Below are 25,320 nucleotides of genomic sequence, written 5' to 3' on the forward strand. Positions count from 1 at the left end.
TTAGCTTCACCACCTTCATTCAATAAGATCACTTTATCTTCTACAGTGTTTGCTGCCAATTGCCCGGTTCCAACGAATGCGATCATCAAAAGGGCAAAACTCATTTTAAATAATTTTCTCATCTCTAAACTTGTTTTGGGTTGAACTTCAGTAACGCTGCAAATATAGGAGTGGCATACAGGGGCCACTACGGTAATTTTTACCGATATATGCACTATATTAACGCATTACTACCTCATAAATTAACCCCGTGTTAAATTAACACATATTCAGGTTAATATTCCATATCTTTGCATGCAGTAAGCATGGTTAGCTATTAAAAAACAACAGCATATGAGCACCAAGAAACCCGCCCTGGAACGTATCAACCCTTCCTTTGGAAGCTCCTATACACTAGCACGTTACAACAGTAGCGAGAATGAGAACACCAACTACTGGCACTATCATCCGGAGATCGAACTGGTGTATGTTCATGGCGGATCAGGAAAGCGGCAAATAGGTAGCCATATATCCTATTTTACCGAAGGAGAGCTTATTCTTATAGGCTCCAACCTGCCACATTGCGGATTCACCGATAAACTTACCGGTAATGAAAGTGAGATCGTTATACAGTTTCACCCTGAGTTCATAGACAGTCTCACCGAAAACAAACCGGAAATGCGCAATATCAGGCAGCTTATAGAACGTAGTAAAACTGGATTAGCCTTTGGAGGTGAAACCAAATATCACCTTGGGAAGCGTGTCCTGGAACTCGCCGACCGCCAGGGATTCGATCGATTCCTGGGGCTTTTATCCATACTAAATGATATGTCGCTCTCTCAGGAATATCAGATCCTGAACGCATCGGGATATACTATGCAAGCTAATGTAGAAGACAATGAACGCATCAATAAGCTGTTCAATCACGTGAAAACCCATTTCCAGGAGCCCATACCACTCGATGATATGGCCGATATGGCCGGAATGACCACGCCCTCATTTTGCAGATACTTCAAAAAAGTGTCGGGAAAAACATTCACTCAGTTCGTTAACGAATACCGTTTGGTGCACGCCTCCAAATTACTTTCGGAAAACAAAATGAGCATCACCGAAATTAGCTTTGAATGTGGCTTCAACAACTTTTCCTACTTCAATAAATCGTTTAAAAAGTTTACAGGAAAATCGCCTTCAGAATATCGAAACAGCCACAAACAAGTACTTACTTCCTGATGGATAAAGCCCTTTCATATGCCCTTGATATGCCACAGGCCGATGTCTGGTACTTTCCGAATGCCTTTAATGTAGCAGAAAGTAAACACTACTATGAGCTACTGTATAAAGAAATAGCGTGGCGAGCCGATCAGGTGCGTATTTTCGGAAAATGGATCGACCAACCCAGGCTTACTGCACTTTATGCAGCAAATAGCAATCCCTATACCTATAGTGGTCTCACCCTTGATCCCAACCCATACACGCCCCTGCTCCACGAGATCCTGAAGCGGGTAAAAGAGCTCACCGGAACCGACTTCAGCAGCTGCTTACTCAATCTCTACAGGGATGGAAACGATTCGAATGGCTGGCATGCCGATGATGAAAAGGAATTGGGCACCGATCCTGTGATCGCCTCAGTTAGTTTTGGGCAGGACCGCATGTTTCACTTTCGCCATAAAAAGGACAAGTCACTAAAGCAAAAATTGGTTCTTGAAAACGGAAGTATTCTTCTTATGAAGGGAAGCACCCAGCATCACTGGCAACACCAGCTTCCAAAAAGCAAACGCCAAATGACACCGAGGATCAACCTCACCTTCAGAAATATTCTTTAGCCATTTTTTGATCTCCGGGATAGGACATAAAAAAAGGGATCAGCACCAGATCCCTTTTAAAACACTAACCAATAAAATCAATAATCAAAATATGAAAAACTTGTTCTTAATTCCCGGGCCCATATGGTAACCCCTTGATTTTCAACGATGCAAATATCGTTCAGCTATCCGATTCAGAAACAGTAAAAAACAAGCATTTTTCTTCAGAAACAACCTCGTACCCTGCTGATTTACTGCTACTTAAACCTACACGCCTTGTAGTCTTGCAAACAGACGAAACAACGGTTATTGTTCCAACCTCATGACTACAAAAAAAAACAGGGAATGCGAATGCAATCCCTGTATCATCAACCAACCAACTTAAAAAATCAATTATGAAAACTTTGTATCTACCTGCTTAAGGTTAGATGGACTAACATAGCTGTTAGTCGTCTCATTATCAACAGGGCAAAGATACGGTAGTGATCCGGCCTGGATCCTGTAAAAAACGAGCAAAAACTGGTTTGTTATTCTCTACTTCCTGCAAATCAACCATTTAACTGATATCCAGAAAAAAACTTACTGTAAACACCGTTTCTTTTAACCCTATCGCTAAGGTTGCAAAACCGTTATATTTCATTAGAAAAAGTGAGGCTTAAAAAGAGAGCTCTAGGTATTGGAGAAAGAACACCTATCGTTTTGGGGTATAAAAAAACAGGGAGGCTATCGCCCCCCTGTTCAACAACTTAAAAAAATCAAATGAACATAGCAGGATCCTGTAAGTGGCTGTTTAGGGTCAGACCACGTTACATACCTCCTGTAGGTATCTTTCTATATTTTTTACTCTCCTGACAGCTGCAGTCGCAGTACTGCCCTGAAAGCACGAACAATCCAAAAAAGGCCATCCCAAAGTAGGCCATAAAGCCTAAGGGATAATTACTGTCTAAGGCACAATATCCGGCAAACAGTAAGACATAGAACAAAACGCCCAATACCAGTTTTTCCTTATATCCCAATACGAGCATCAAACCCGCAACCAGTTGCAATAGCGGAATAAAGATCACGGAGTATAAATACAGACTTCCGGTAAAGACCTCTGTTTCCTGAAATCCTGCATTCCACAAATTAATGAAGGCGTCAAAAAAGAGGATGTGATACCCTCCGTGCAGCAACAACATTGCAATGAACATCCACTTCCAGTGGGGTGTCAAACACCAAACATCTCTAAACATCTATTCTACTGATTTTCAGGACCGCAAAAATAAAAAGGGTTACAAATTCTTTACTTGTAAAAAAAGACGATATTTTTGCCAGTCCAGTCGCAACTATCTGATTAACAACATCAAAAAGATCAAAACCGCAGGATCACGGTAAAAAAAGACAGCTTCATTATGACTCGATTTAACTTACACAACGCCTTTATCGTTAATGAATGGGAAACCGATTCCTGGGATGTCGTCCCACACCGGCAGAATTATTTTGAGCTGATCTTTATTGACAAAGGAAAAGGCATACACCATATCAACGACATTGCAGTACCTTACACTAAAGGGTGTGTATTTCTGATCGCTCCGGAAGATAAACACAGTTTCGACATTGAAGAATTAACGCATTTTACCAACATACGTTTTACGGAGCTTTTCTTTTCAAACAAGACCAGGCTGCCCGACCGTACCGATTGGCTGGAGCTCATAGAGCATATATTACATCACCCGAATATTCTTCCCGGCGATGCTATCGATAATCCTGAAGATCGAAAGATCGTATGGTACGCCAAATCACTTATCGTAAATGAGTACAAGGAAGAGAAAGAGTTTTACCTCCACATTCTAACGGATGGCGTTTCTACCATTCTGAGCATCATCGCAAGGAATATCATCGCCCGCTACCGGACCGAGGGGCAACCTGAGCCTACGGTATACATCAACAAAGCAGACCAGTTATTGGGGTATATCAGGCAAAATGTATACGATTCTGAGCTTATGAAGATCGAAAACCTGGCCGACACCTTTCATATGTCTCCTAACTATATCAATAATTTTTTCAAAAAAGAAACGGGAGAGAGCATCAGACAGTACATTCTGAACTACAAGATCCTGATCTCCGAATTCCGGCTGAAGAACACCTCCGCCCCGATCTCAGAGATCGCACACCAACTCGGGTTCACCGACGAGAGTCATTTTACCAAGACCTTTAAAAAGAAGCATATGCTCACCCCAAAAGAATTCAGGGACCGCTACGGCCATCTGTTACGTAAATAAAGTCCTGTTACCAAAGGACCTATTTGGCCGAAGTGGGATCGAAGATATCATTAAGCATAGCCGCAAGTCGGATGCCTCCCTTGAGCAATTGCATGCGTACCTCACCAAAATGATCGTACATATACCTGTACCCTAACTTTTCACCAATCCGTGCAGATGCATATACCTCTTTGGTTAGTTGCCTGGTTTCCCTCATCCAATCCTTATAATCGCCACGGGAAATATTATTGGTCATATCCGGGGTAAGTACCGGCAAATTATTGCTGAGTTCAGTATAGCTCATCTGGAACTCATCGATCATATTAGAATCCCATACCCTGTGGAGGTTACTCCCTTCAGAGAACCAACGTACCTGTATATCATTACCCCCCTTATCTTCAGCCTTCCCGATATGCATGGGCTGGTGGAGATCCCCGATAAAGTGAACCAGCATTTTCAGAAAAAATTCCTTATCGGCATCAGAAGCCTTAGGGTCTTCCAAAACGGCAACGCATTTGGCAATACCCTGAACGATATCCCCCTGGTCTGAAGGTCGCTGATCTTCGTACTCCTTATTAAGCGGATAGTTCACATAGTGCCATGGGCTGTACTTTCTGAAACGGTCATCAGATTTTATATCGTCACCAAAAGTAGAGACCAAAGCCAATGACTTCCCCTTTAACAGGGCCTTTACCTTTTGTCGGGCCACAGGCGTAAGGTACTTTTCGGCCACCTGGGCAGTAACGCGATGACCCGTTTTTCCCCAAACAGGTGCAGAGGCCATGACCGTAGTGTGGATATTAAATAGAAGAAACAGGGATACCAGGACAATATTTCTCATACGATTTCGATATTTTTTTTAAAATTAAACATTATTAACGCCTCTTCCCGCATTTTCACTAATTTTTAAATTCCTCAATCCGATCGGTTCAGGCAACTTTTCATACCTTTAAACGCTAAAATTTTAAGCGTTAAAAAGCCTTTGATACCATATAATCAACGCATTCTGCAACTACTCATTCCGGGCATATTCTTTTGTACTTATGGTCTTGCCCAGGTTCCCCCAATGATCAAAGATGAAATTCAGAACCGGGTCAACCTCAAGATCAATCCGTCCATAGCCATCGCCATACACGACAGTTTAGGAGATCACACTTTTGTTGCAGGCACTGCGCATACAGGGATCAAAGCAACCCCAAAAACCCGCTACCGCCTTGGAAACCTGGGGAACACCCTCACCGGATTGCTCACCGCAAGTCTGGACGTCTCGGGAAGGATAAAAAAAGATACAACCCTGGGAAGCCTCGTTACCCCGGAACTGCCTTTTAAAGATCTCAGCGGTCAGTCTGTTAGCATACTCGATGTGGTAACCCACCGCAGCGGACTCAAAGACCAGAGAGGGATCGCATTAACTCCGGAAGCCAGCTGGGATGCACTATTTGAAGAAGGAGCTACCGAAGCTATTCGTCCGTATCGTGCCGGCACAGCCCTGCTGTACTCTGATTGGGCCATGGCCTTGTTGGCTAACGGACTCTCAGAATACACAAAAACTCCCTACCCGGAAATTGTTGTTCGTGAAGTCATAAACCCCTTAAGTCTAAACCTCACTTTTATTGCTCCAAAAGGTTCAAAAGCCTCCCTGGCATCAGGACTGAGTCTTGAAACGGCTAATGAAAATACCCTCGTACTTTCTGCCCCTACCTTATGGTGGACTGCCAATATTGAAGAGCTGCTGGACTACGGAAAGAAGATCCTTTCTCCCCCACCAACCATGCAAAAGGCCATGGAACTGGCAACTACCACATTCCACAGCGAAGATAGCAGATTGGCAGTAGCAATGGGATGGTTCAAGGATCCTGAGGGTATACTTTATCACTCAGGCCACTACAAAGGCTTCAATACGTTTATCGCTATTGACCAAAAGCATCAAAGGGTCATTACCCTGGCTACCAACACAGATGCGGCCGACATCACGGATATTGGCATGCACCTGGTAAACCCTCATGTTTATTCCCTTGAGCGCTATATACCACAAGCCATTAACGGAGCGCAGCTATCGAAATTCTCAGGCACATACATCAACGACGCTATGAATGCCTCCCTTGAACTGCAAACGCTTCAGGACACCTTGCAGGTGGTGCAGGAAGAAGATACCTTATCTTTGCATTTTATGGGCGAGAAGCGCTTTTTTTATACCGGGCTCAAAGCCCACCTTGAATTTGAAACGAATGAAGAAGGCCAGATTGTTGGGGTGGTACTCCACAAGAATGGCAAACAAATGATGTTTATTAAAGCAGAATAACATGAAATACAAGATCATCTTCACCGATATAGATGGAACCCTGTTAGACAGTAACCGTACCATTTCGGATTATACGGCGGCACAGATCAAAAAAATAAAATCACACCTGCCGTTTATTTTGGTCTCATCGAGAATGCCGAGGCAGATGACCTATTTCCAGGAGCAGCTTGAAGACCTCGGTCAATCGATGATCGCCTATAACGGAGCCCTTGTACTTCATGGTGATCAGCCGATTCATTCTACTGAGATCGTCGCTGAACACACCCAGGCACTTATCGACTTTAACCAAGCCCAGGACCAGCCGGTACACCTGAGCCTGTATCACGGTGACGAATGGACTGTAGAAGCTATGGATTATTGGGCAAAACGCGAAGAGAACAATACCCGCGTAACTCCTGAGGTACGCTCAAATCGCGAGACCCTGGCCTCCTGGCGATCAAAAGGTATCGGGGCGCATAAGATCATGTGTATGGGAGAGGTATCACAGATCGACAAGATCTATAGCTATATGGAAGCCCACTTCGGGACAGACCTGCACCTGTATCGATCAAAAGACACCTATATCGAGATCGCGAACAAACGCGTGTCAAAACTCACCGGGATCAATATGCTGCTCGATGCCATGGGAGAAGGCATTACCCTCGACCAGGCCGTAGCCTTTGGTGATAATTACAACGATATTGAGATGCTCAATGCCGTCGGACTGGGAGTGGCAGTGGCCAATGCCAGAGAAGAACTTAAAGCCGTAGCCAATACCATCACCGGCCACCATAAGGAAGATGGGGTTGGACGCTTTCTCGAGGAATTCTCCAGGGAACTCTGACAACAAACCTTATTGTAGATCACATGATGAATTTAAAGACCTTTACGATGAAAAATATAGTATGGCTATTAGCGGGGATCCTGCTTACCGGGTGCTCTCCAAAATTTAATGATATGGCGGGCGACCTGCCCGTAAAGGCGCAGTTAGACCTGGTCAATGTTTCTCAAGATCGAATAACAGTAACTGTAGATCCGGGAAGATTTAACCAAGACACGGTCGTATTTATGATACCGAAGACCGTTCCCGGCACCTATTCGGTAGACAACTACGGGAAATACATACAAAATGTAAGCGCTTACGACTACCGCGGAAAGGCGCTCCCGGTAACTCAAGACGGACCTAACCGATGGTCCATAACACCAGGAAAGTACCTGGACCGCATCACCTATGAGGCCAACGACACCTTTGACACCGAGTTCCAAACCGATTCTCCGGTGTTCTCCCCGGCAGGAACCAATATCGAAAAGGGAGAGAATTTCTTTTTGAACCTCCATATGCTGGTAGGATACTTCGAGGGATACGACCGTAGGCCCTACGAACTGGAATTCATCAAACCCGAAGGGCTCGAAGCCGCAACCTCACTGACGCGTCTTAGCAACAACAAAAAGGATAACAGTAGTGACATGTTCTACGCTTCGCGCTATTTCGAGGTCACCGATAATCCCATTATGTTCTCCAGGCCCGACTCAGAAAGTTTTATGGTGAATGACATTGAGGTAACCCTCTCTGTATACTCTCCAAGCAAAGTGTATTCGGCCCTAAGTCTTAAGAGCGAAATGGAGACCATGATGAAGGCACAGAAACGTTTCCTGGGAGCGCTGGATGGCACCAAAAAATACCATATCCTACTCTATCTAAGCGACATGAACCAAAACGGTCCTCAGGGCTTCGGAGCTTTGGAACATCACACCTCGACCACTGTGGTCCTGCCGGAGACCATGCCAAAATCCATGCTCGTTGAAACCATGGTCGATGTGGTATCTCATGAGTTTTTCCATATCGTAACTCCCCTGACCATTCACTCAGAAGAGGTGCACTACTTTAACTACAACGATCCGGAGATGTCCCAACACCTTTGGATGTACGAAGGAGTAACAGAATATTTTGCCCAGCTGTTCCAGATCAATCAGGGACTCATCGGGGAAGATGAGTTTTACAGCCGCATTTATCAAAAGATACAGAATGCTTCCATGTATGACGACCAGATGTCGTTCACCGAAATGAGCGCGAATATCCTGGAAGCCCCTTACAAGGACAACTACGCCAATGTGTATGAAAAAGGCGCCCTGATCGCCATGTGTATGGATATCATTATCAGGGAAGAAAGCAAGGGAGATCGCGGGATCTTATCACTTATGAAAGCCCTGTCGGAACGGTATGGTGCCGACAAACCCTTTAAAGATGAAGAACTCTTCGGAGCTATAGAAGCACTTACCTACCCTGCAGTCGGGGAATTTATTAAGACCTATATCCAGGGAGACACCCCTATTCCTTATGAGACCTACCTCAATAAGGTCGGACTTACCCTTACGGAAACCACTATCGCTACCCCTTCGTATCTTTTTAAGACCGAAGAAGAACCTTTTGTCGATGCCAAACCCTCGGGAGAGATCTATGTGCGTAACATTCCTTTGAGCAGCTTTTATACCGAGCTGGGTCTGGAAGGTGGAGACGTGATCAAGGAGATCAACGGGGTGAGCTATGACCTGGACAGTGCCCAGCAACTTATCATGACCTCCTTCTCGTGGCAGGTAGATGACCCGATCACCTTGAAGATCGATCGCGAGGGCCGGGAAATGGTGCTCGAAGGCAAGGTCACAAGTCCGATTTTAAATACCATGAAGATCATTCCAATGGAACATATAGAACAAGAGATCATCGATCTGCGAAAGGCATGGTTAACAGAATAACGCCAACCTTTAAGAAAACAGGAGCTCAGGCTCCTGTTTTTTTTATGGTTTTTGTATTTTCCCAAACCTAAACAACTACACATGGAAAACACACCACTGATTACCAACGACACCATCGTTTTTGGGATCCTGGCCCTTTGTCTGGGTTTTGTTTTTTACACCTCGTCTAAAACATCCGGATTTTGGAAATCCTTTTACAAGATCATACCGGCACTGCTTATGTGCTACCTGCTCCCGGCGATATTCACCTCTGCAGGAGTGATCTCTGATGAAACATCGAACCTGTATTTTATGGCCAGCAGGTATCTCCTGCCTGCCTCCCTGGTGCTCATGACGCTGAGCCTGGACCTTAAAGCCGTTTTTAATTTAGGCCCGAAAGCCCTTATCATGTTCCTTACAGGTACCCTGGGGATCGTGATTGGCGGCCCCATTGCTATTTTACTCATCGCCGCAGTCTCTCCGGAAACCGTTGGGGGTGTGGGCCCCGATGCCATCTGGCGCGGACTCGCAACTATTGCGGGAAGCTGGATCGGAGGAGGTGCCAACCAGGCTGCCATGCTGGAGATCTTTAAATACAATCCCGAAAAATACGGCGGAATGGTACTTGTAGATATCGTGGTGGCCAACCTGTGGATGGCCATTATCCTCCTGGGTATCGGAAAGAACAAGGCTATTGATAAGTGGTTTCGCGCAGACGATTCGGCCATTGAAGAGCTGAAACAAAAGGTGATCAAGTTCACCGAAAGCGTTACCCGCAACCCCAGCCTCACCGACCTGATGATCATGCTTTCGATCGCATTCGTTACGGTAGGGATCGCCCATTGGGGTGCCGACAATATCTCGACATACCTCAATGAGAATGTCGCTGCGGTTCAGGATAAGACCAGTGCCCTGGCCTCTTTTGGCTCTCAGTTCTTCTGGATGATCTCCATTGCCACGCTCTTGGGAATTCTCCTAAGCTTTACCAAAGCGAAGCAGTACGAAGGTGCCGGTGCCAGTAAGCTCGGTTCGGTATTTATCTATGTACTGGTAGCCACCATTGGTATGAAGATGGACCTGTCTAAGGTTTTAGAAAACCCGGGATTAATTGTTATCGGATTGGTTTGGATCACGATCCACGCCTTACTGCTTATTGGGGTCGCTAAGCTCATTAAAGCGCCCTTCTTTTTCCTGGCAGTGGGTAGCCAGGCCAATGTAGGAGGTGCAGCTTCTGCCCCGGTTGTGGCCGCAGCCTTCCACCCCTCCTTGGCAACGGTTGGCGTACTTTTGGCGGTATTTGGCTACGTCGTTGGAACCTATGCCGCACTGTTTTGCGCCTACCTTATGGAAATCGCGAGTACCCTTTAGTTAGTTTACACAGAATTATTGATATTTGCCCGATCTAAAAACTCAAATTATGCCTAGAATTTTTGCCTCGCTGTTATGCCTGTTAGTATTGGCTTCCTGTTCTACGAATGAAAATGAAATGTTGGTAACAGGGACCGTTGACGGATTGAAGAAAGGAACGCTTTATTTCCAAAAAGTAGAAGACACCACGCTGGTAACCCTCGACTCCCTGGTGATCGATGGAGACCCTGCCTTTAGCTTTACCACAGAAGTGACTTCTCCGGAAGTATTCTACCTTTACCTGGATAAGGCAGACGGAAATGCCATGAACGATATGCTGGAATTCTTCGGAGAACCCGGAGCGATCAATATCACTACCTCTCATGACTATTTTGCTGCTGAAGCGAAAGTAGAAGGTTCTGTTAGCCATGATAAATATGTTGAATACAGCCGAATGATGGCGAAGTTCTCTGATAAGAACCTGGAATTGATCAAAGAAAGCCTGGAAGCGGGTCAGGAAGGACTTATAAAGGCCGTTGACTCCCTGAGTCGCTTGAGAGAGAAAAATACCCAGAGAGGCTATTTGTACACGGTGAATTTCGCTTTCAATAACGTCGATTCATATGTTACGCCTTATATCGCACTGAATCAACTGGGACAATTAGGCCCAAAATACCTGGATTCCCTTGCTCAGGCGATCACTCCGGAAGTGATGAACTCAAAATACGGAAAGCAGTTCGCCGACTTCATCGAAGAAGTAAAGAACGCTCCTGAGGCTGATGTTAAAGAAGATATCAAAGAAGAGGAAGCTAATATGTAGATTCGCTCTCTAATCAATAATAAAGCGCTCCATTGGGGCGCTTTTTTTTATGGGTTATGGTGAAGGATCAACATCGAAGTGGCGGACTAATAGAATTCAGCAACCCCTTCCGACCTCTGCTGAAGCAGAGGCCACCTTCCCCTGGAATGGGAAGGAGAACGTTATTATCGCACGCTCTTGAATTGAATAATAACCGCCTCTCCGTAAACAAAAAAGCCTCCCTTTTCAGGGAGGCTTTTTTTGAGCCGATGGAGGGACTCGAACCCACGACCTGCTGATTACAAATCAGCTGCTCTAGCCAGCTGAGCTACATCGGCCTTTTGAATATTTCGGATGCAAAAATACACTTGCCACCGAAATATCCAAATATATTTTTCATTAAAGTTTATTGATCTTATCGACCAATGCGTTCGCCACTTCTTCAAGCTCTTTATTTACTTGCTTGAGGTGAGCTCCACGATCTTCAACCGAACGGTCGTTCACCTTGGCAATAAGCTTGTCAAAATGCTCAATAGTCTCATCGATGATGGCTTCTCCTTTTTCAGCAGCCTTATCTTCGGCGGTTAGTTCCCATACGTAAACGGTCTCGATAATATCACCGAGCACGTAATTGATATCTTTCTTAAGATCTTTGATACTTGCCATAATGCGTATTGTTTATTGCTTGCAAAGGTAACCAATTTAAAGGTGCACCTCTAATATTTTTGCATGTTCAGAACGTATGCTGTACTTGTCGATACACGCCGGCATTAAAAGAGTCTCCCCCATATGCAACGTATGATCCTTACCATTAACCGTAAAAACGGACTCTCCTTCGGTACAGATATAAATATGAAAAGAATCACGTTGCTCGACATCAATATCAACACGATCTGTTAAATGAAGGTAATCGGTAATAAAGTACGGTGACTTCACCATTGGGTTCAGGCGATTTTCATCGGTAGCGTATTGCATATGAAAATCGTTCCTCAGGTCGTAATCCAAAGCATCAAGGGCCAGGTCGGTGTGAAGTTCCCTGGTGTTTCCGTCTTTATCCTTTCTGTCGTAATCGTAAATGCGATAGGTTACATTCGAAGTTTGCTGGATCTCTGCTAAAAGGATTCCCGCTCCTATAGCGTGTACTTTTCCAGGTGAGATAAAGAAGGTATCACCCGAGGCCACCTTTTGCCTGTTGAGAATAGAAAGAAGCTTCCCTTCTTCCATGGCCTTAACATACTCCTCCCGGGTTAACGACTTATTGAAGCCCACGATGAGCTCAGCATCCTTCTCGGCTTGCATTACATGCCACATTTCGGTCTTTCCAAAAGAATTATGTCGGGCTTTAGCCAATTCATCTCCCGGATGGAGCTGTACGGAAAGATCTTTCTCTGCATCGATGAACTTGATCAGGATCGGAAATTTAGGACCAAAACGTTCAAACACCTGTTTTCCCAACAGGTCTTCTCCATAAACTTCCAAAAGATCCTGTAGACTCTTACCTTTTAAGGTTCCTTCTGCAACGATAGAAACATTTCCATCTACTCCGGAAAGTTCCCAACTTTCTGCTGCTGTCGGGGTTGTAACATCCTTTCCTAATACCTCCTTCAATTTTGTACCTCCCCAAAGATAATCCTTAAATATAGGCGTGAACTTCAGAGGATACAGTGCTTCTGCTCCCAATATAATGTGATTTTAGGTAATAAAAATTCGAAGAATCAAAGGTACTACTCTCCGGAATAAGTCACAAAATTTCGGGGGGTTTCGTAGAGCACAACTTCAAGGTCAAGGGATTCTTTAAGATGCGGACGCAGCCTGTTGTAGATCACCACAGCGATATTTTCTGCAGTAGGATTGAGCGTTTTGAATTCTTCAACCTGCTCATTGAGGTTCTTATGATCCATATACTGCTCTACCTGTTCCCTGATAAGGTATTTGAGGTCTTTCATATCGATCACATATCCGGTTTCAGGATCGATCGCCCCGGTTACACTAACCTCCAGTTCGTAATTATGTCCATGAAAATGCGGATTATTACACTTCCCAAAGATCTCTGCGTTCTTTTCGTCGCTCCAGTCCTTACGGTACAACCGATGCGCGGCATTGAAATGCGCCTTACGACTAACCTTTACCCTCATAGCACATTGGTTTTACTGATGTGGGCATAGAACTTTTCAAAGATGATGCGGAACCAGGCGGTGTAGTTCTCAGGATGATCCTGCATATCCGATTTGATGTCTTCCAAAGACATCCACTTCCAATCTGCGACTTCGTCAGGATTGATCTCAGGAGCATCTGTATATTTCCCGATCATAACATGATCCAACTCGTGCTCGGTGAGTCCGTTATCAAAAGGAGCTTTATAGATAAAAGAGAAAACCTCCTGAAGTTCGGTGGTAAATCCCATTTCCTCCATAAGCCTGCGTTTGCCGGCCTGAATATTGGTCTCCCCTTCGCGTTGGTGGCTGCAACAGGTATTGGTCCACAATCCGGGCGAATGGTATTTGTGCAAGGCCCGTTGCTGGATCATAGTTTCCCCCTTGTCATTAAACACAAAAACAGAAAAGGCTCTGTGCAGTAACGCCTTTTCGTGAGCCTCGATCTTTTCCATGGTTCCGATGGGCTCGTCTTTTTCGTTAACCAGGATAACTCTTTCTTCTTTCATAGGCTGGTAAAAATACGAGTTCGCAGTTAAAATTGTATTAAGGAAATCTAAAAAGGTTATAGGGTTACGAGGTTATGAGGTTATAAGGTTATGAGGATATGAGGTTATGAGGTTATGAGGTTATGAGGATATGAGGTTATGAGGTTATGAGGTTATGAAGATTAAAATATAAAATTTACAATCCATATTTTATCATGTATAATCCCACTTTACATCTTCACACCTTTACCTCTTTACCTAAACTAAAAGAACCTCGGCGTTTGCACCCTGCTATAATTCCTGATAAGCTCATAGCGCAGGAAGAACTCAAATGAGCCGCTATTAAAGGCTGTACCACCCAGACGGGTGATCTCGCGGTCATAGGCCAGACCCACAGCAAGGGTTCTGCTTAATTGAAATCCGAACATCGCAGTGATCGCCGCATCAAGTCGATATCCCAGTCCGACGGTAAGCTGATCGTTATACATGAAATTCGCAGAAAGATCCATCTGTATTGGAGCTCCTGAAACCACCTTGGTCAAAAATGCAGGCTTAAACTTCCATCGGTAGTCAAAATCCCAAACATATCCCCCGATCAGGTAATAACTAACCCGTTCTTTAGCCACATAAGAAGACACATCGGTGTTCTCATTATTAGAATCATTAAAATATTCGGTCGCCAGGAGATTGGGCGCCGAAAGACCTACGTAGTAGTTATCTGTATGATAATACACTCCCGCTCCAATATTGGGAGAAAACTTGTTCTGAATATTATCGGCTGCGGTAAACTCCACATCGTCGTACTGATTGAGTTGTGTGAAATCGATATTAAGCAAACTCCCCCCAACTTTAAGTCCGAAAGAAAGCTTCCCCTCATAAGAAGTTTGAACGGTATAAGAGACGGTACCATCGAACCAAGTTTGCTGGTTAACTCCATTCCCGATCTTATCGTTTATGATCGACATTCCCACACCAAATTTACTGCGCTTTAAAGGGGTGTGCACATTGAGCGTTTGGGTCTCAGGAGCACCGTCCAGCCCAAGCCACTGGTTGCGGTACAGCCCGGTGATACTCATGAGTCCGCGACTCCCGGTATAGGCCGGATTAACACTCATGGTATTATACATGTATTGGGTATACTGCGCATCCTGCTGCGCCTGAACCTCTGCAGTAATAGCAAGCCCAAACAAAACGATAAGACACGTAAAAATACTCCTTCTCATGCTTCCCATACCTTAATTGTTTATATAGAAGTACCCTGCCAGGCGTTTACTGTTTCCGTTCACTTCATAGTCAAGAACATAGTAATACGTTCCGGATGGCAACATACTGTCTTTACTAATGGTCATTCTGCCTTCAGACATTCCTCTGAACACATTGCTCAAATTATCATATCCTTCGGTTTCAAATACCTTAACTCCCCAACGGTTAAAGATCTGAACAGTATTGTTCGGATAGTTCTCCAGACCGTAGATCCTCAGGAAGTCATTCTGACCATCTCCATTCGGGGTCATTAACTGGTGTACATAAACCTCTTCCTCTTCTTCTACCGGAGGTTCTACCGTTTCTTCCTCGTAGAATCCGTTGATCTGAACAGTCCCCTGCTCGGTATTGAAGGTTCCGTCAGAATGCACAACACTCACAGTGTAGGTGAAGATATCTGTACCTTCAAACCCTTCATCGATCAGGTAAGAAACTGTACCATCGTCATTAATGGTTACCTCCCCGTTTATAGGATCGGAAACACTAATGATCACCAGGGTACTTCCCGGATCAAAAGTATCGTTTGCAAACACATCGATCACCACCGGTTCCGGATCATAGGAGTTCACAGAAACCATATCGATGGCAACATCCTGTACTTGGGTCACTTCAATGATCATCATAGCCTGACTCACCGATACTTCCTCCGGTGTTGTTACCATGATCTCGTATCCGATAATAAGTGTACCCACAAAATCAGGTTCCGGAGTTACAGTTATAGTATTATCAGCATTCACTACAACTGAAGCAGTAAGTGGCTGTTCAACATCCGAGATCACTACAGAAGTAGCATCGGCAGGGATATTATCGTTATCAACCACGGCTATGGTCACAGAGGTATCCTCTTCAATGGTCACCTCGTCATCGACTGCATAGTCTGCAATGATCACGTCCGGTGGCGTCACCGCGATATATACATAGGCAATATCAATTCCGCCGTTACCATCAGAAATGGTATAGGTAAAGGCATCACTACCACTAAATCCTTCGTTCGGAGTATAGGTAATATTTCCGTTTCCGTCGTTCACGATCACTCCGTTTCCGGGCTGGGTCAGGTTCGTTACGGTAAGCACATCACCATCGGGATCACTATCGTTTGCGAGCACATCAATGGTAACCGGCAGTGGCGACTCGGTCGTAGCGTAATCATCGACCGCAATTGGCAGGTCGTTCACATTATTCACGGTGATGTTCACCGTGGCGGTTTCTACCACCGTAGTCCCGTCTGAGTTGATCAGGGTTAGTGTATAGGTAAAGCTATCCGGACCGAAATAATCGGGCGCCGGAGTATAGGTAAACGAGTCGTCACTCGGATCAGAAGGCGTACCTCCATCGTTATATACTACTTGTCCGTTAGAGGCGTTCGTATTGGAGATCACCCCAACATTCGGGATATTGATATCATTCGCAAGCGCATCGATATCTACCGGCACCTCTTCATCGGTAACCACCACATCGTCGACCAGGGTGAATGGTCGTTGAAGGCAGATCACATCAAAGGTGGGCAGGGCTTTGGAATTCCCCAGGATCTCCACCACAGGCTGGTATCTTACAATATTGTTTAATCCGTAAAGGGCAGTCACGGTAGGCGCTAATTGATCACCGCTAACGGGCGGATTCCAGGTAATATTAGCACCGGCCGGAACACTTTGTGAAATATCCAGGGTCACCTGATCGTCGGGATCCCCACACCAGGTTACCACAAAGTAACTGGTCGCGTTGTTCCCACAGATGGTACCTTCGTAGGTCGCCCAATAGACTCCCGGAGTAAACACCTCATACGTATCGGTTGTTCCCAATACCGTGGCCGGATCCTGGGCTTCATACCAACGGTAATTCGTTTCGTCGGTACTGTTAGGTGCCTGCAGGATGAACTGGGCGTGTAAGGGAGCTCCCAGGGCCAGAAAAACCATGGTGAGTGCGATTACGATATGTGTATTTATTCCTTTCAAAAAGTTTGTTTCAACCCTTAATGTTTAAATTCTATTTCGAATCGGCTATGATTATTTCACCATGAATACTACGTTGATGATAGCGTTGTAGTTTCTAGGTGTAGCGATGATATCGTAGGTCATTAAACCATTGGCATCAATTGTTACATTCTCAAAAACTGTTTTATCATATGCCGTTACGTAATAGTACAATTGGTCTGCAGTATATGTTGGAATAGCTGGAGCTCCAGGGCTAGTTACCTCAGGAGTACCAAATTCTGCCAAATATTGCGCATAGAGATCAAGTGTTTCTGCAGGAGCTAGTCTAGCCCCACCTGAACCATCTAGCGTTCTTGTTGCAGCATTGATCGCTACAGAAGGTGGGTAAAAGATCCTTCCGGCCTTAGCAGTAACTTTAGTTATTTGCTGAATAGCTTCCTGAACAGTTGTCTCTTCAATCAGAGGGCTCGTAGCAGTTGTCTCTGTGTTGCCATCTACGTTTATTGGGGTCTCTAATAACACCTCAGAATCCAATTGATCGTCTGTACTGGCTCCAGCAATAGCATTAAGCGCTTCTTCCACATTGGTTTCATCTACAGAATCTCCATTAAAATCGGTTGCTAAAGCAAGTGGAACTTCAGTAGCATTTTGGTCGTCAGTGCTTATTGAACTTAATGGAATAGAAAGCGTTCCATTAGCATCTGTGATCTCGAGGTTCGCACCATTTACGGCAAACCCGGTGTTGATCTCATTACTACTGTCATTATCATTATCAGCTACAGAAATGGAACCACCTCCAAGAGAAAGGGTAACATCGGTACCGACTTGAGTAAGCGTTTGGATCTCATTAGAATCATCTGCGTCCCCATCTTCTACAGAGGCTACATCAACCGTGAAGTTAGGATAGGTTCCGGTCACAGAAACATTACCACTTGCACCACCGGTAATAGATACAACTTGATCTGGAGCTGCATTGACTACCTCGAAATTCTGCGCGGTTTGGTTCACATTGATACCGGCACCGGCAGAAACTGTTTGATTCTCATTGGTTGGATCAAAATCCCCATCCTGAATAGATACCGTACCTCCTCCATCAGAAAGGGTAATATCGTCTCCTGTTCTGGAAATGGTTTGGAACTCATTAGCAGGATCAGCATCAGCATCATCAACCGAAGCTACATCGATGGTGAAGTTTGGATAGGTTCCTCCGATCGCCACATTACCACTACCTCCATCTGCAAGAGTCACCACCTGATCAGGTGCCGCATTGACTACCTCAAAGTTCTGTCCGGTTTGATTCACATTGATACCGGCACCAGCTGAAACCGTTTGGTTCTCATTGGTTGGATCGTTATCCAGGTTGTCCGGAACATCAATACTGTAAGCGTTTCCGGATGTCCCGTCTCCATTAACGGTGGTATTTTGTCCGTCTACGATCAATGTTTCTGAGCCATCAGCTGTAGCTACAGAAAGGTTATAGTTAATTCCTGAAGGCGTAACGATTACACTACCATCGGTAGAAGTGATCGTCTGGATCTCATTGGCATCACTCAAATCGCCATCCGCAGCGATATGATCTGCTATATCGGTAGTATTGGTAGCGATATTAGTCGTATTTGTACCGATCGCTGCGGTATTAGCCGCAATATTGGTTTCGTTAGTACCCACTCTCCCCTCTAAAGCAGTGATCGCATTAGCATTAGTGGTGATATTCGAAGCATTCACAGCAACATCGGCAGCCTGATCTAAAGAAGAAAGATCGGCATTCAGACTTACTGTGCCTTCTTCAACGGTCAGGGTATTCGAAGCTTCTGTAAAGGTTACTGCTGAAATATCGTCATCTGCCAGGGCATCGACATAATCTTTGGTCACAGCATCACTTCCTGCAACTGGAGTTCCAAGGTTAGTGATCACAGCTCCACCGGCATCATTCCCCTCACCCAATACCTGAGTTAAATTCTGGATCTCGTTGATATCACTCTTATCTCCATCAACGTAATCTACAGTGAACACACCAGGAGTCAACTCGCTTACTGTAATATCATTAGCTCCTACTACAGACTCATTCAAACTCGATAAATCTTCTGTAACTGTGGTAGTCCCTTCTGTTATCGTCAATACATTGCTGGCATCAAGAGCTACTCCAGACACATCATCATCAGCAACAGCATCAACATATGCCTTCGTTGCTGCATCCTGAGCATTTGTTGGATCCAACAGCCCCGTGATCGCAACTCCTCCAGCATCATTACCCTGGGCAAGTACTTCTGATAAATTCTGATCGTCGGTTCCGGCAGCGGCAAGTACAGTAGTGAAATCTACCGTCTCGGTACCACCGTTTTCAAGGGTCAGGGTCAAAATATTAGTACCATTATCCAAGCTAAAGGCCGTGATCTGCTGATTATCGGTATTGTCTAAAAATGGTGTTAAGTTAACGGTACCACCATCTTCAAGAGTTAAAATATTCCCAGCCTCCAAGGTTAGCTGTTGATCATCAGTACTACCTCCAGCCACTTCGTCGATAGCGTCTTGCACGTTATCGGCTAATAACCCAGAAGTCGAATTGTCATACCCATTAGAAGCAGCATTGGTATTCACCGTTGCGATCAATGTCCCTGTCTCATCTGTGAATGAATATGTACCATCGGTATTATCGGTAATATTGAGCGTGTTTGCATTAAAGGTTACAGGGGCACCAGCTTCATTACTGTAGGTGAATGTACCATTACCATTGTCTGTCAAACTCGTAATCGTCTCAGAAATTGTTACGGAAGCAACATTCAGATAAAGTGCACCATCAGAGCCGAAATCAATATCATTATTTGCATCGGTACTGATCAGGGAAGCCTGAAGGGTTCCCGCCGCATCTGTGACCTCAATACTTCCATCGTTAACGGCCAGTCCTGTGTTCAACTCGTTGGTTTCATCAATATCCTGATCATTAGTGATGTGATTGTTGATCAACGTCGTATTATCAGCAATATCACCGGCGTTTGTCGCTATCGCTGCAGTATTGGCTGAAATATTATTTTCAGCCAGCGTTACACGACCATCAAGATTACTAATAGCGGTAGTATTGCTGTTAATATTCGTTGTGTTAGTGTTAATGGCTGCAGTATTATTGGAGATATTAGTCGCATTAGTAATAATATCTGCTGCATTATCAGAAATCCCGGTTTGCAAAACTGCGTCATCGTAGAACGCACCTCCGTCACCACCGGCGGTAATGTCATTTCCGGCATCTCCACTAACAATAGTTGGTGCAGCACCAGCGATCGCATTATCCACATAATTCTTAGTTGCCGCATCCTGAGCATTTGTTGGATCGGCCAGTCCGGTGATCGCAACGCTACCCGCATCAGCTCCTACCGCCAATACCTCACTCAGATCCTGGATCTCGTTGGTTTGATCAAGATCGTTGTCGGCAGCTATGTGATCGGTGATCAGGGTATTGTTAGCAGTAATATCAGTCGCGTTCGCAGAAATTGCAGCAGCATTAGCAGTTATTGCTGTTGTATTGTTTGAAATATTGGTTTCATTATCAGTTACACGGGTATCTAAAGCCGTGATGGCATTAGCGTTATTGGTAATGTTACCTGTATTGGCAGCTATGTTAGTTGCATTAGTTGAAATCGCATTGGCATTTGCAGTAATATTTGCGGCATTCGCTGCAACACCTGCAGCCTGATCCAAAGTAGAAAGATCAGCATCGAAACTGGTAGCGCCTTCTGCAACTGTTAAGGTATTCGAAGTATCATCAAAATTCACTGCGGTAATATCATCATCAGCCAATGCATCAACATAAGCCTTTGTAACTGCATCGCTAGCTGCAACCGGAGTTCCAAGGTTCGTGATCACAGTACCGCCAGCATCATTACCTTGCGCGAGCACTTCTGACAAGTTCTGATCATCTGTACTAACAAATCCGGATAGATCTACAGAGTTCCCGTTAGAAATCTCAAGATCTGTTCCATTAAGGTTTAAAGTTTGCTCATCGGTATTATCCAGGTATCCTACAAGATCTACTCCCGTAGCTCCTGTGGCTGCATTGGTAAGTGTTAACTGATTTCCGGTAAGCGCCAGATCAGAAAGCTCGTTGGTAGGATCATTATCGGCATCGTCTACATCATCACCATTATTATCAACAATAACCGAAGTCCCATCAACCGCAGTAATGGTAGAAGTCCCATTGCCATTATCTACAACTGTAGTCGTATTGATGGTCACGTCGGTTCCATCATTATTGGTGAATGTGTATGTCCCATCAGGATTAGCAGTAATATCAGCTTTACTCACATCCTGGCCTACCCCATTTTCATTGGTATAGGTAAACGTTCCGTCTCCGTTATCAACAAGATTGGTTACCGTTTCGGCTATAGTCACCGAGGCAACATTCAAGTAGAGTCCGCCGTCTGTACCAGCAACAATATCATTATTGGCCTGGCCGCTGATCAACGGAACATTGACATTTGTTCCATCCTCGTTAGCATACACCAATTCTGCCGATGTATTTAATCCAAGCGTGGTTACGGTTTCATTAGTATCAATAGTAATTTCAGTCCCGAAATCGTCTGTGATGGTATATGTTCCATCGGTATTATCAAGTACCGTTGCACTTTTCGCATCGAAGATCTCTACAGTTCCGTCTTCAGAAGTATGGGTAAATGTACCATCACCATTGTCTAATAATGTAGTAACGGTCTCATCGATCTCAACCACAGTTCCCGAAGCATCGGTGATGGTCGCAATCAAATTACCACCAATAGTATTGGTGATCGCTACTCCGTTGGTATTGATCGTTACATCAGACCCATCTCCGTTGGTAAACGTATACGTTCCGTCTCCATTATCGGTTACATCCGACTTGCTCACCGTTTGAACGTCACCAGCTTCATTAGTATAAGTAATGAGACCGTCATTGTTATCCGTCAGATTGGTTACGGTATTATTCGTGTCGATGATTACTGTAACTCCATTATCATCTGTCAATGTATACGTTCCATCAAGATTGTCTGTGAAGGAAGCAATTTTCGCATCAAAGGTCACAGGTACTCCTGCCTCATTGGTATACGTAAAGGTTCCATTAGCCGCAACCACAAGATTCGTAACGGTTTCGTCGATTTCCACCACATTTCCTCCTGCATCAGTAACCGTAGCAACAAGATTCCCGTCGAATGTATTGGTAATAACAACCCCATTGGTATTAATGGTTACGTCGGTTCCGTCACCATTGGTAAAGGTGTAAGTTCCGTTCCCGTTGTCGGTGATATCCGACTTACTTATAGTTTGTGCGGTATTTTCTTCATTGGTATACGTTATCGTACCGTCTCCGTTGTCAACTAAATTGGTCACAGTTTCAGCAACACTTACATCGGCAACATTCAAATACAACGCGCCATCGGTCCCTACAATAATATTGTTATCGGCATCGGAACTGATCAGAGGGACGGTAGGATTATCTCCATCTTCATTGGTATAAACCAATTCTCCTCCGGAAATCGACAGACTGGTATTTGTCTCCAAATTCTCAACGATGGCCGTTAAGTTCAGTTGAGTTGTATCTCCGTTCTCATCAACATAATCAATATTGACATTATCCGGATTCAGAGCGATCTGAGTAAGGGTTTCAAGATTGGCTACATCAATGGTCGTATCTACCCCGGCCTCATCGGTATAGGTGAAGGTCCCGTCGGCGTTAGCTACAAGAGTTGTTAAGGTCTCCAGGTTCTTTACTGCTGCTGTAAGATTCACCGGAACAGTAATTCCATCCTCATTGGTATAATCCAGGTTGGTATTGTCTGTATTAAGCACTAAAGTGGTCAGTGTTTCCAGACTGGAAACATCGATCGTAGTTACCGTATTGTTTTCATCAGTATAGGTAAAGGTGCCATCGGCATTGGCTATAAGTGTGGAAATTGTTTCCAGATTCTTAACCGCTGCAGTAAGATCTACAGGAATGGTATTACCATCCTCATTCGTGTAATCCAGATTGGTGTTATCGGGATTAAGAACTAAACTCGTTAATGTCTCCAGGCTGGAAACATCGATCGTAGTTACTGTATTGTCTTCGTCGGTATAGGTAAAGGTACCATCGGCATTCGCCACAAGCGTGGAGGCTGTTTCCAGGTTTTGAACCAGAGCCGTTAAATTCAGCTGAGTCGTATCTCCGTTCTCATCAACATAATCGATGTTGATATTGTCAGGATTCAGCGCTATTTGGGTCAATGTCTCCAGACTACCGATGTCAATCGTAGTATCAACACCAGCCTCATCTGTATACGTAAAAGTTCCGTCGGCATTAGCAACAATAGTCGTCAGTGTCTCCAGGTTTTTAACAGCCGCTGTAAGATCTACAGGAACAGTGACCCCATCTTCATTGGTATAATCCAGGTTGGTGTTATCTGAATTAAGCACCAAAGTGGTCAGGGTTTCCAGGCTGGAAACATCGATGGTGGTCACCGTATTATCTTCATCGGTATAGGTGAAGGTCCCATCGGCATTGGCCACAAGCGTAGAAACGGTTTCCAAATTCTGAACTAATGCGGTAAGATTCAACTGAGTGGTATCCCCGTTCTCATCAACATAATCGATGTTGATATTGTCGGGATTCAGCGCTATTTGCGTCAATGTCTCCAGACTACCCACATCAATCGTAGTATCAACACCAGCCTCATCCGTATACGTAAAAGTTCCGTCAGCATTGGCAACAATAGTCGTCAGTGTCTCCAGATTCTTCACCGCTGCGGTAAGATCCACCGGCACAGTAATACCATCTTCATTGGTGTAATCCAGATTCGTATTGTCGGCATTAAGAACCAGGGTAGTCAGGGTTTCTAAGTTAGCAATATCGATGGTAGAAGTTCCCCCATCTTCATCGGTGTAGGTAAACGTCCCATCTGTATTCTCAACCAGGGTAGTAAGGGTTTCCAGATTCTGAACGGCAAGCGTAAGATCCACCTGGTTCATATCCCCATTTTCATCTACATAATCCAGATTCGTATTGTCTGCATTCAGGGATAAAGTCGTTAGTACGTCATTAGCATCTATAGTAACAGTCGTCCCGTAGTCGTCTGTGATGTCGTAGGTACCATCCCCATTATCGGCTACAACACAAATTCTTGAATCAAAATTGGTAATTGTACCATCTTCAGAAGTGTAGGTAAAGGTCCCGTCTCCGTTATCTGACAGGATGGTCACTACGTTATTGGTATCGATGGTCACGCTGGTTCCGAAATCATCGGTTATCGTAAATGTACCGTCGGTATTATCAAGCACCGTTGCGATCTTGGCATCAAAGGTAGTCGCTACCCCGTCCTCATCGGTATAGGTGAAGGTTCCATTTCCATTATCCACTAACCCCGAAGTGGTTTCATTGAAAGTCGTGATCGTTCCATCTTCAGAAGTATAGGTAAATGAACCATTCCCGTTATCTACGAGGGTGGTCACTACGTTATTAGTATCGATGGTCACGCTGGTTCCGAAATCATCGGTTATCGTAAATGTACCGTCGGTATTATCAAGCACCGTTGCGATCTTGGCATCGAACGTAGTCGCTACACCATCTTCATCTGTATAGGTGAACGTTCCATTTCCGTTATCAACCAAACCGGAAGTGGTCTCTGTAAATGTAGTAATCGTGCCATCTTCAGAAGTGTAGGTGAAAGATCCATCCCCGTTATCAACCAGGGTCGTTACAATATTATTGGTATCTACGGTAACCACAGTACCGAAATCGTCTGTTACCGTAAACGTACCGTCTCCATTGTCAACAATAGAAGCGATCTTCGCATCAAAGGTTGTTACAACGTTATCTTCATCTGTGTAGGTAAAGGTGCCATTCCCGTTATCAACCAAACCGGAAGTGGTCTCATTAAATGTAGTAACCGTACCATCTTCAGAAGTATAGGTAAAAGACCCATCTCCATTATCAACGAGGGTGGTCACGGTATCTGCCAATGTCGAAATATCAACTGTTGCCGTACTCCCTCCTTCCAGGGTCAGGGTAAGCTCTCCCGTTGTGGCATTAAAGGAAAAATCCTGAATAGCCGGATTCACCCCTGAGGTTAACTCCCAGGAATTTCCGTCCCAAAAGAACAGAACTCCAGAACCGGTATTCACATAAATATCACCGACTTCGATCCCTGCCGGTGTCGTTTGTCCGGCAGCGGTAACATCTGTTCCGCTGAGGATCTCACAATTACATTGATCTTCCAGGGTCACGATCACCTGCCCATAGGAGACGGTGGCAAGCATCATGAAGGTTAATAGTAATAAGAGTTTTTTCATTTTCGTTGGGGTTACTTC

At 44.7% G+C, this 25,320-nt stretch carries 17 protein-coding genes and 1 tRNA gene; 8 read left to right on the forward strand and 10 right to left on the reverse strand.

What is annotated here, in order from left to right:
• The first annotated feature begins 333 nt into the window (after positions 1–333).
• Complete coding sequence (locus IS446_RS08050) at positions 334–1,209, forward strand: AraC family transcriptional regulator (RefSeq protein ID WP_203059590.1); 876 nt, start codon at positions 334–336, stop codon at positions 1,207–1,209.
• Positions 1,209–1,802, forward strand: coding sequence for an alpha-ketoglutarate-dependent dioxygenase AlkB family protein (locus tag IS446_RS08055; RefSeq protein WP_203059592.1), 594 nt, complete (start codon positions 1,209–1,211; stop codon positions 1,800–1,802). The genes IS446_RS08050 and IS446_RS08055 overlap by 1 nt, the downstream gene beginning before the upstream one ends.
• Before the next feature lie 785 nt (positions 1,803–2,587).
• Here the strand turns inward: IS446_RS08055 and IS446_RS08060 are convergent.
• On the reverse strand, positions 2,588–3,013 hold the full coding sequence (locus IS446_RS08060; RefSeq protein WP_203059594.1) for a hypothetical protein: 426 nt from the start codon (positions 3,011–3,013) through the stop codon (positions 2,588–2,590).
• A 159-nt stretch (positions 3,014–3,172) separates the two neighbouring features.
• Here IS446_RS08060 and IS446_RS08065 point away from each other — a divergent pair, with 159 nt between their 5' ends.
• A complete protein-coding gene (locus tag IS446_RS08065) occupies positions 3,173–4,042 on the forward strand; it encodes an AraC family transcriptional regulator (protein ID WP_203059596.1) in 870 nt (289 codons plus the stop codon).
• 19 nt (positions 4,043–4,061) lie between these two features.
• Here IS446_RS08065 and IS446_RS08070 read toward each other — a convergent pair whose 3' ends face one another.
• On the reverse strand, positions 4,062–4,862 hold the full coding sequence (locus IS446_RS08070; protein WP_203059598.1) for a S1/P1 nuclease: 801 nt from the start codon (positions 4,860–4,862) through the stop codon (positions 4,062–4,064).
• A 141-nt stretch (positions 4,863–5,003) separates the two neighbouring features.
• Here IS446_RS08070 and IS446_RS08075 point away from each other — a divergent pair, with 141 nt between their 5' ends.
• From IS446_RS08075 to IS446_RS08095, 5 genes are all read left to right on the forward strand, one after another.
• The gene (locus tag IS446_RS08075) at positions 5,004–6,323 is read left to right on the forward strand and encodes a serine hydrolase domain-containing protein (RefSeq protein WP_203059600.1); all 1,320 of its coding nucleotides are present in this window, start codon (positions 5,004–5,006) and stop codon (positions 6,321–6,323) included.
• Between the two features lies 1 nt (position 6,324).
• Positions 6,325–7,146 carry a Cof-type HAD-IIB family hydrolase gene (locus IS446_RS08080; protein WP_203059602.1) on the forward strand — a complete coding sequence of 274 codons (822 nt, stop codon included), beginning with the start codon at positions 6,325–6,327 and terminating at the stop codon, positions 7,144–7,146.
• 47 nt (positions 7,147–7,193) lie between these two features.
• The gene (locus IS446_RS08085; RefSeq protein WP_203059604.1) at positions 7,194–9,056 is read left to right on the forward strand and encodes a M61 family metallopeptidase; all 1,863 of its coding nucleotides are present in this window, start codon (positions 7,194–7,196) and stop codon (positions 9,054–9,056) included.
• Between the two features lie 81 nt (positions 9,057–9,137).
• Positions 9,138–10,403, forward strand: a complete 1,266-nt coding sequence (locus tag IS446_RS08090; RefSeq protein WP_203059606.1) for a DUF819 family protein — start codon at positions 9,138–9,140, stop codon at positions 10,401–10,403.
• Positions 10,404–10,452: 49 nt separating this feature from the next.
• The gene (locus tag IS446_RS08095) at positions 10,453–11,202 is read left to right on the forward strand and encodes a DUF4369 domain-containing protein (protein ID WP_203059609.1); all 750 of its coding nucleotides are present in this window, start codon (positions 10,453–10,455) and stop codon (positions 11,200–11,202) included.
• A gap of 243 nt (positions 11,203–11,445) precedes the next feature.
• Here IS446_RS08095 and IS446_RS08100 read toward each other — a convergent pair.
• The 8 genes from IS446_RS08100 to IS446_RS08135 all read right to left on the reverse strand — a co-directional run bounded on the left by IS446_RS08100 (position 11,446) and on the right by IS446_RS08135 (position 25,302).
• Positions 11,446–11,519, reverse strand: a tRNA-Thr gene (locus tag IS446_RS08100).
• Positions 11,520–11,580: 61 nt separating this feature from the next.
• Positions 11,581–11,847, reverse strand: coding sequence for a hypothetical protein (locus tag IS446_RS08105; RefSeq protein ID WP_203059611.1), 267 nt, complete (start codon positions 11,845–11,847; stop codon positions 11,581–11,583).
• Positions 11,848–11,883: 36 nt separating this feature from the next.
• Positions 11,884–12,846: a type I phosphomannose isomerase catalytic subunit gene (locus IS446_RS08110; RefSeq protein ID WP_203059882.1), complete on the reverse strand. Its 963-nt coding sequence runs from the start codon at positions 12,844–12,846 to the stop codon at positions 11,884–11,886.
• A gap of 59 nt (positions 12,847–12,905) precedes the next feature.
• Positions 12,906–13,316: a 6-pyruvoyl trahydropterin synthase family protein gene (locus tag IS446_RS08115; protein WP_203059613.1), complete on the reverse strand. Its 411-nt coding sequence runs from the start codon at positions 13,314–13,316 to the stop codon at positions 12,906–12,908.
• A complete protein-coding gene (idi, locus tag IS446_RS08120) occupies positions 13,313–13,843 on the reverse strand; it encodes an isopentenyl-diphosphate Delta-isomerase (protein WP_203059615.1) in 531 nt (176 codons plus the stop codon). The genes IS446_RS08115 and idi overlap by 4 nt, the downstream gene beginning before the upstream one ends.
• 242 nt (positions 13,844–14,085) lie before the next feature.
• Entirely contained in the window at positions 14,086–15,045 is a 960-nt protein-coding gene (locus tag IS446_RS08125) for a PorP/SprF family type IX secretion system membrane protein (RefSeq protein ID WP_203059617.1), read from the reverse strand.
• Positions 15,046–15,057: 12 nt separating this feature from the next.
• Complete coding sequence (locus IS446_RS08130) at positions 15,058–17,037, reverse strand: Ig-like domain-containing protein (protein ID WP_203059619.1); 1,980 nt, start codon at positions 17,035–17,037, stop codon at positions 15,058–15,060.
• Between the two features lie 51 nt (positions 17,038–17,088).
• Positions 17,089–25,302, reverse strand: a complete 8,214-nt coding sequence (locus tag IS446_RS08135; protein WP_203059621.1) for a hypothetical protein — start codon at positions 25,300–25,302, stop codon at positions 17,089–17,091.
• Positions 25,303–25,320: the final 18 nt, after the last annotated feature.

Origin of the sequence: Robertkochia sediminum, from assembly GCF_016786255.1 — a bacterium.
Taxonomy (GTDB): Bacteria; Bacteroidota; Bacteroidia; order Flavobacteriales; family Flavobacteriaceae; genus Robertkochia; species Robertkochia sediminum.

Coding starts and splice junctions, on each gene's coding strand:
- IS446_RS08115 (WP_203059613.1), bottom strand. CDS start 13,316: ATGAGGGTAAAGGTTAGTCGTAAGGCGCATTTCAATGCCGCGCATCGG.
- IS446_RS08085 (WP_203059604.1), top strand. CDS start 7,194: ATGAAAAATATAGTATGGCTATTAGCGGGGATCCTGCTTACCGGGTGC.
- IS446_RS08080 (WP_203059602.1), top strand. CDS start 6,325: ATGAAATACAAGATCATCTTCACCGATATAGATGGAACCCTGTTAGAC.
- IS446_RS08070 (WP_203059598.1), bottom strand. CDS start 4,862: ATGAGAAATATTGTCCTGGTATCCCTGTTTCTTCTATTTAATATCCAC.
- IS446_RS08060 (WP_203059594.1), bottom strand. CDS start 3,013: ATGTTTAGAGATGTTTGGTGTTTGACACCCCACTGGAAGTGGATGTTC.
- IS446_RS08135 (WP_203059621.1), bottom strand. CDS start 25,302: ATGAAAAAACTCTTATTACTATTAACCTTCATGATGCTTGCCACCGTC.
- IS446_RS08090 (WP_203059606.1), top strand. CDS start 9,138: ATGGAAAACACACCACTGATTACCAACGACACCATCGTTTTTGGGATC.
- idi (WP_203059615.1), bottom strand. CDS start 13,843: ATGAAAGAAGAAAGAGTTATCCTGGTTAACGAAAAAGACGAGCCCATC.
- IS446_RS08055 (WP_203059592.1), top strand. CDS start 1,209: ATGGATAAAGCCCTTTCATATGCCCTTGATATGCCACAGGCCGATGTC.
- IS446_RS08065 (WP_203059596.1), top strand. CDS start 3,173: ATGACTCGATTTAACTTACACAACGCCTTTATCGTTAATGAATGGGAA.
- IS446_RS08125 (WP_203059617.1), bottom strand. CDS start 15,045: ATGAGAAGGAGTATTTTTACGTGTCTTATCGTTTTGTTTGGGCTTGCT.
- IS446_RS08095 (WP_203059609.1), top strand. CDS start 10,453: ATGCCTAGAATTTTTGCCTCGCTGTTATGCCTGTTAGTATTGGCTTCC.
- IS446_RS08105 (WP_203059611.1), bottom strand. CDS start 11,847: ATGGCAAGTATCAAAGATCTTAAGAAAGATATCAATTACGTGCTCGGT.
- IS446_RS08050 (WP_203059590.1), top strand. CDS start 334: ATGAGCACCAAGAAACCCGCCCTGGAACGTATCAACCCTTCCTTTGGA.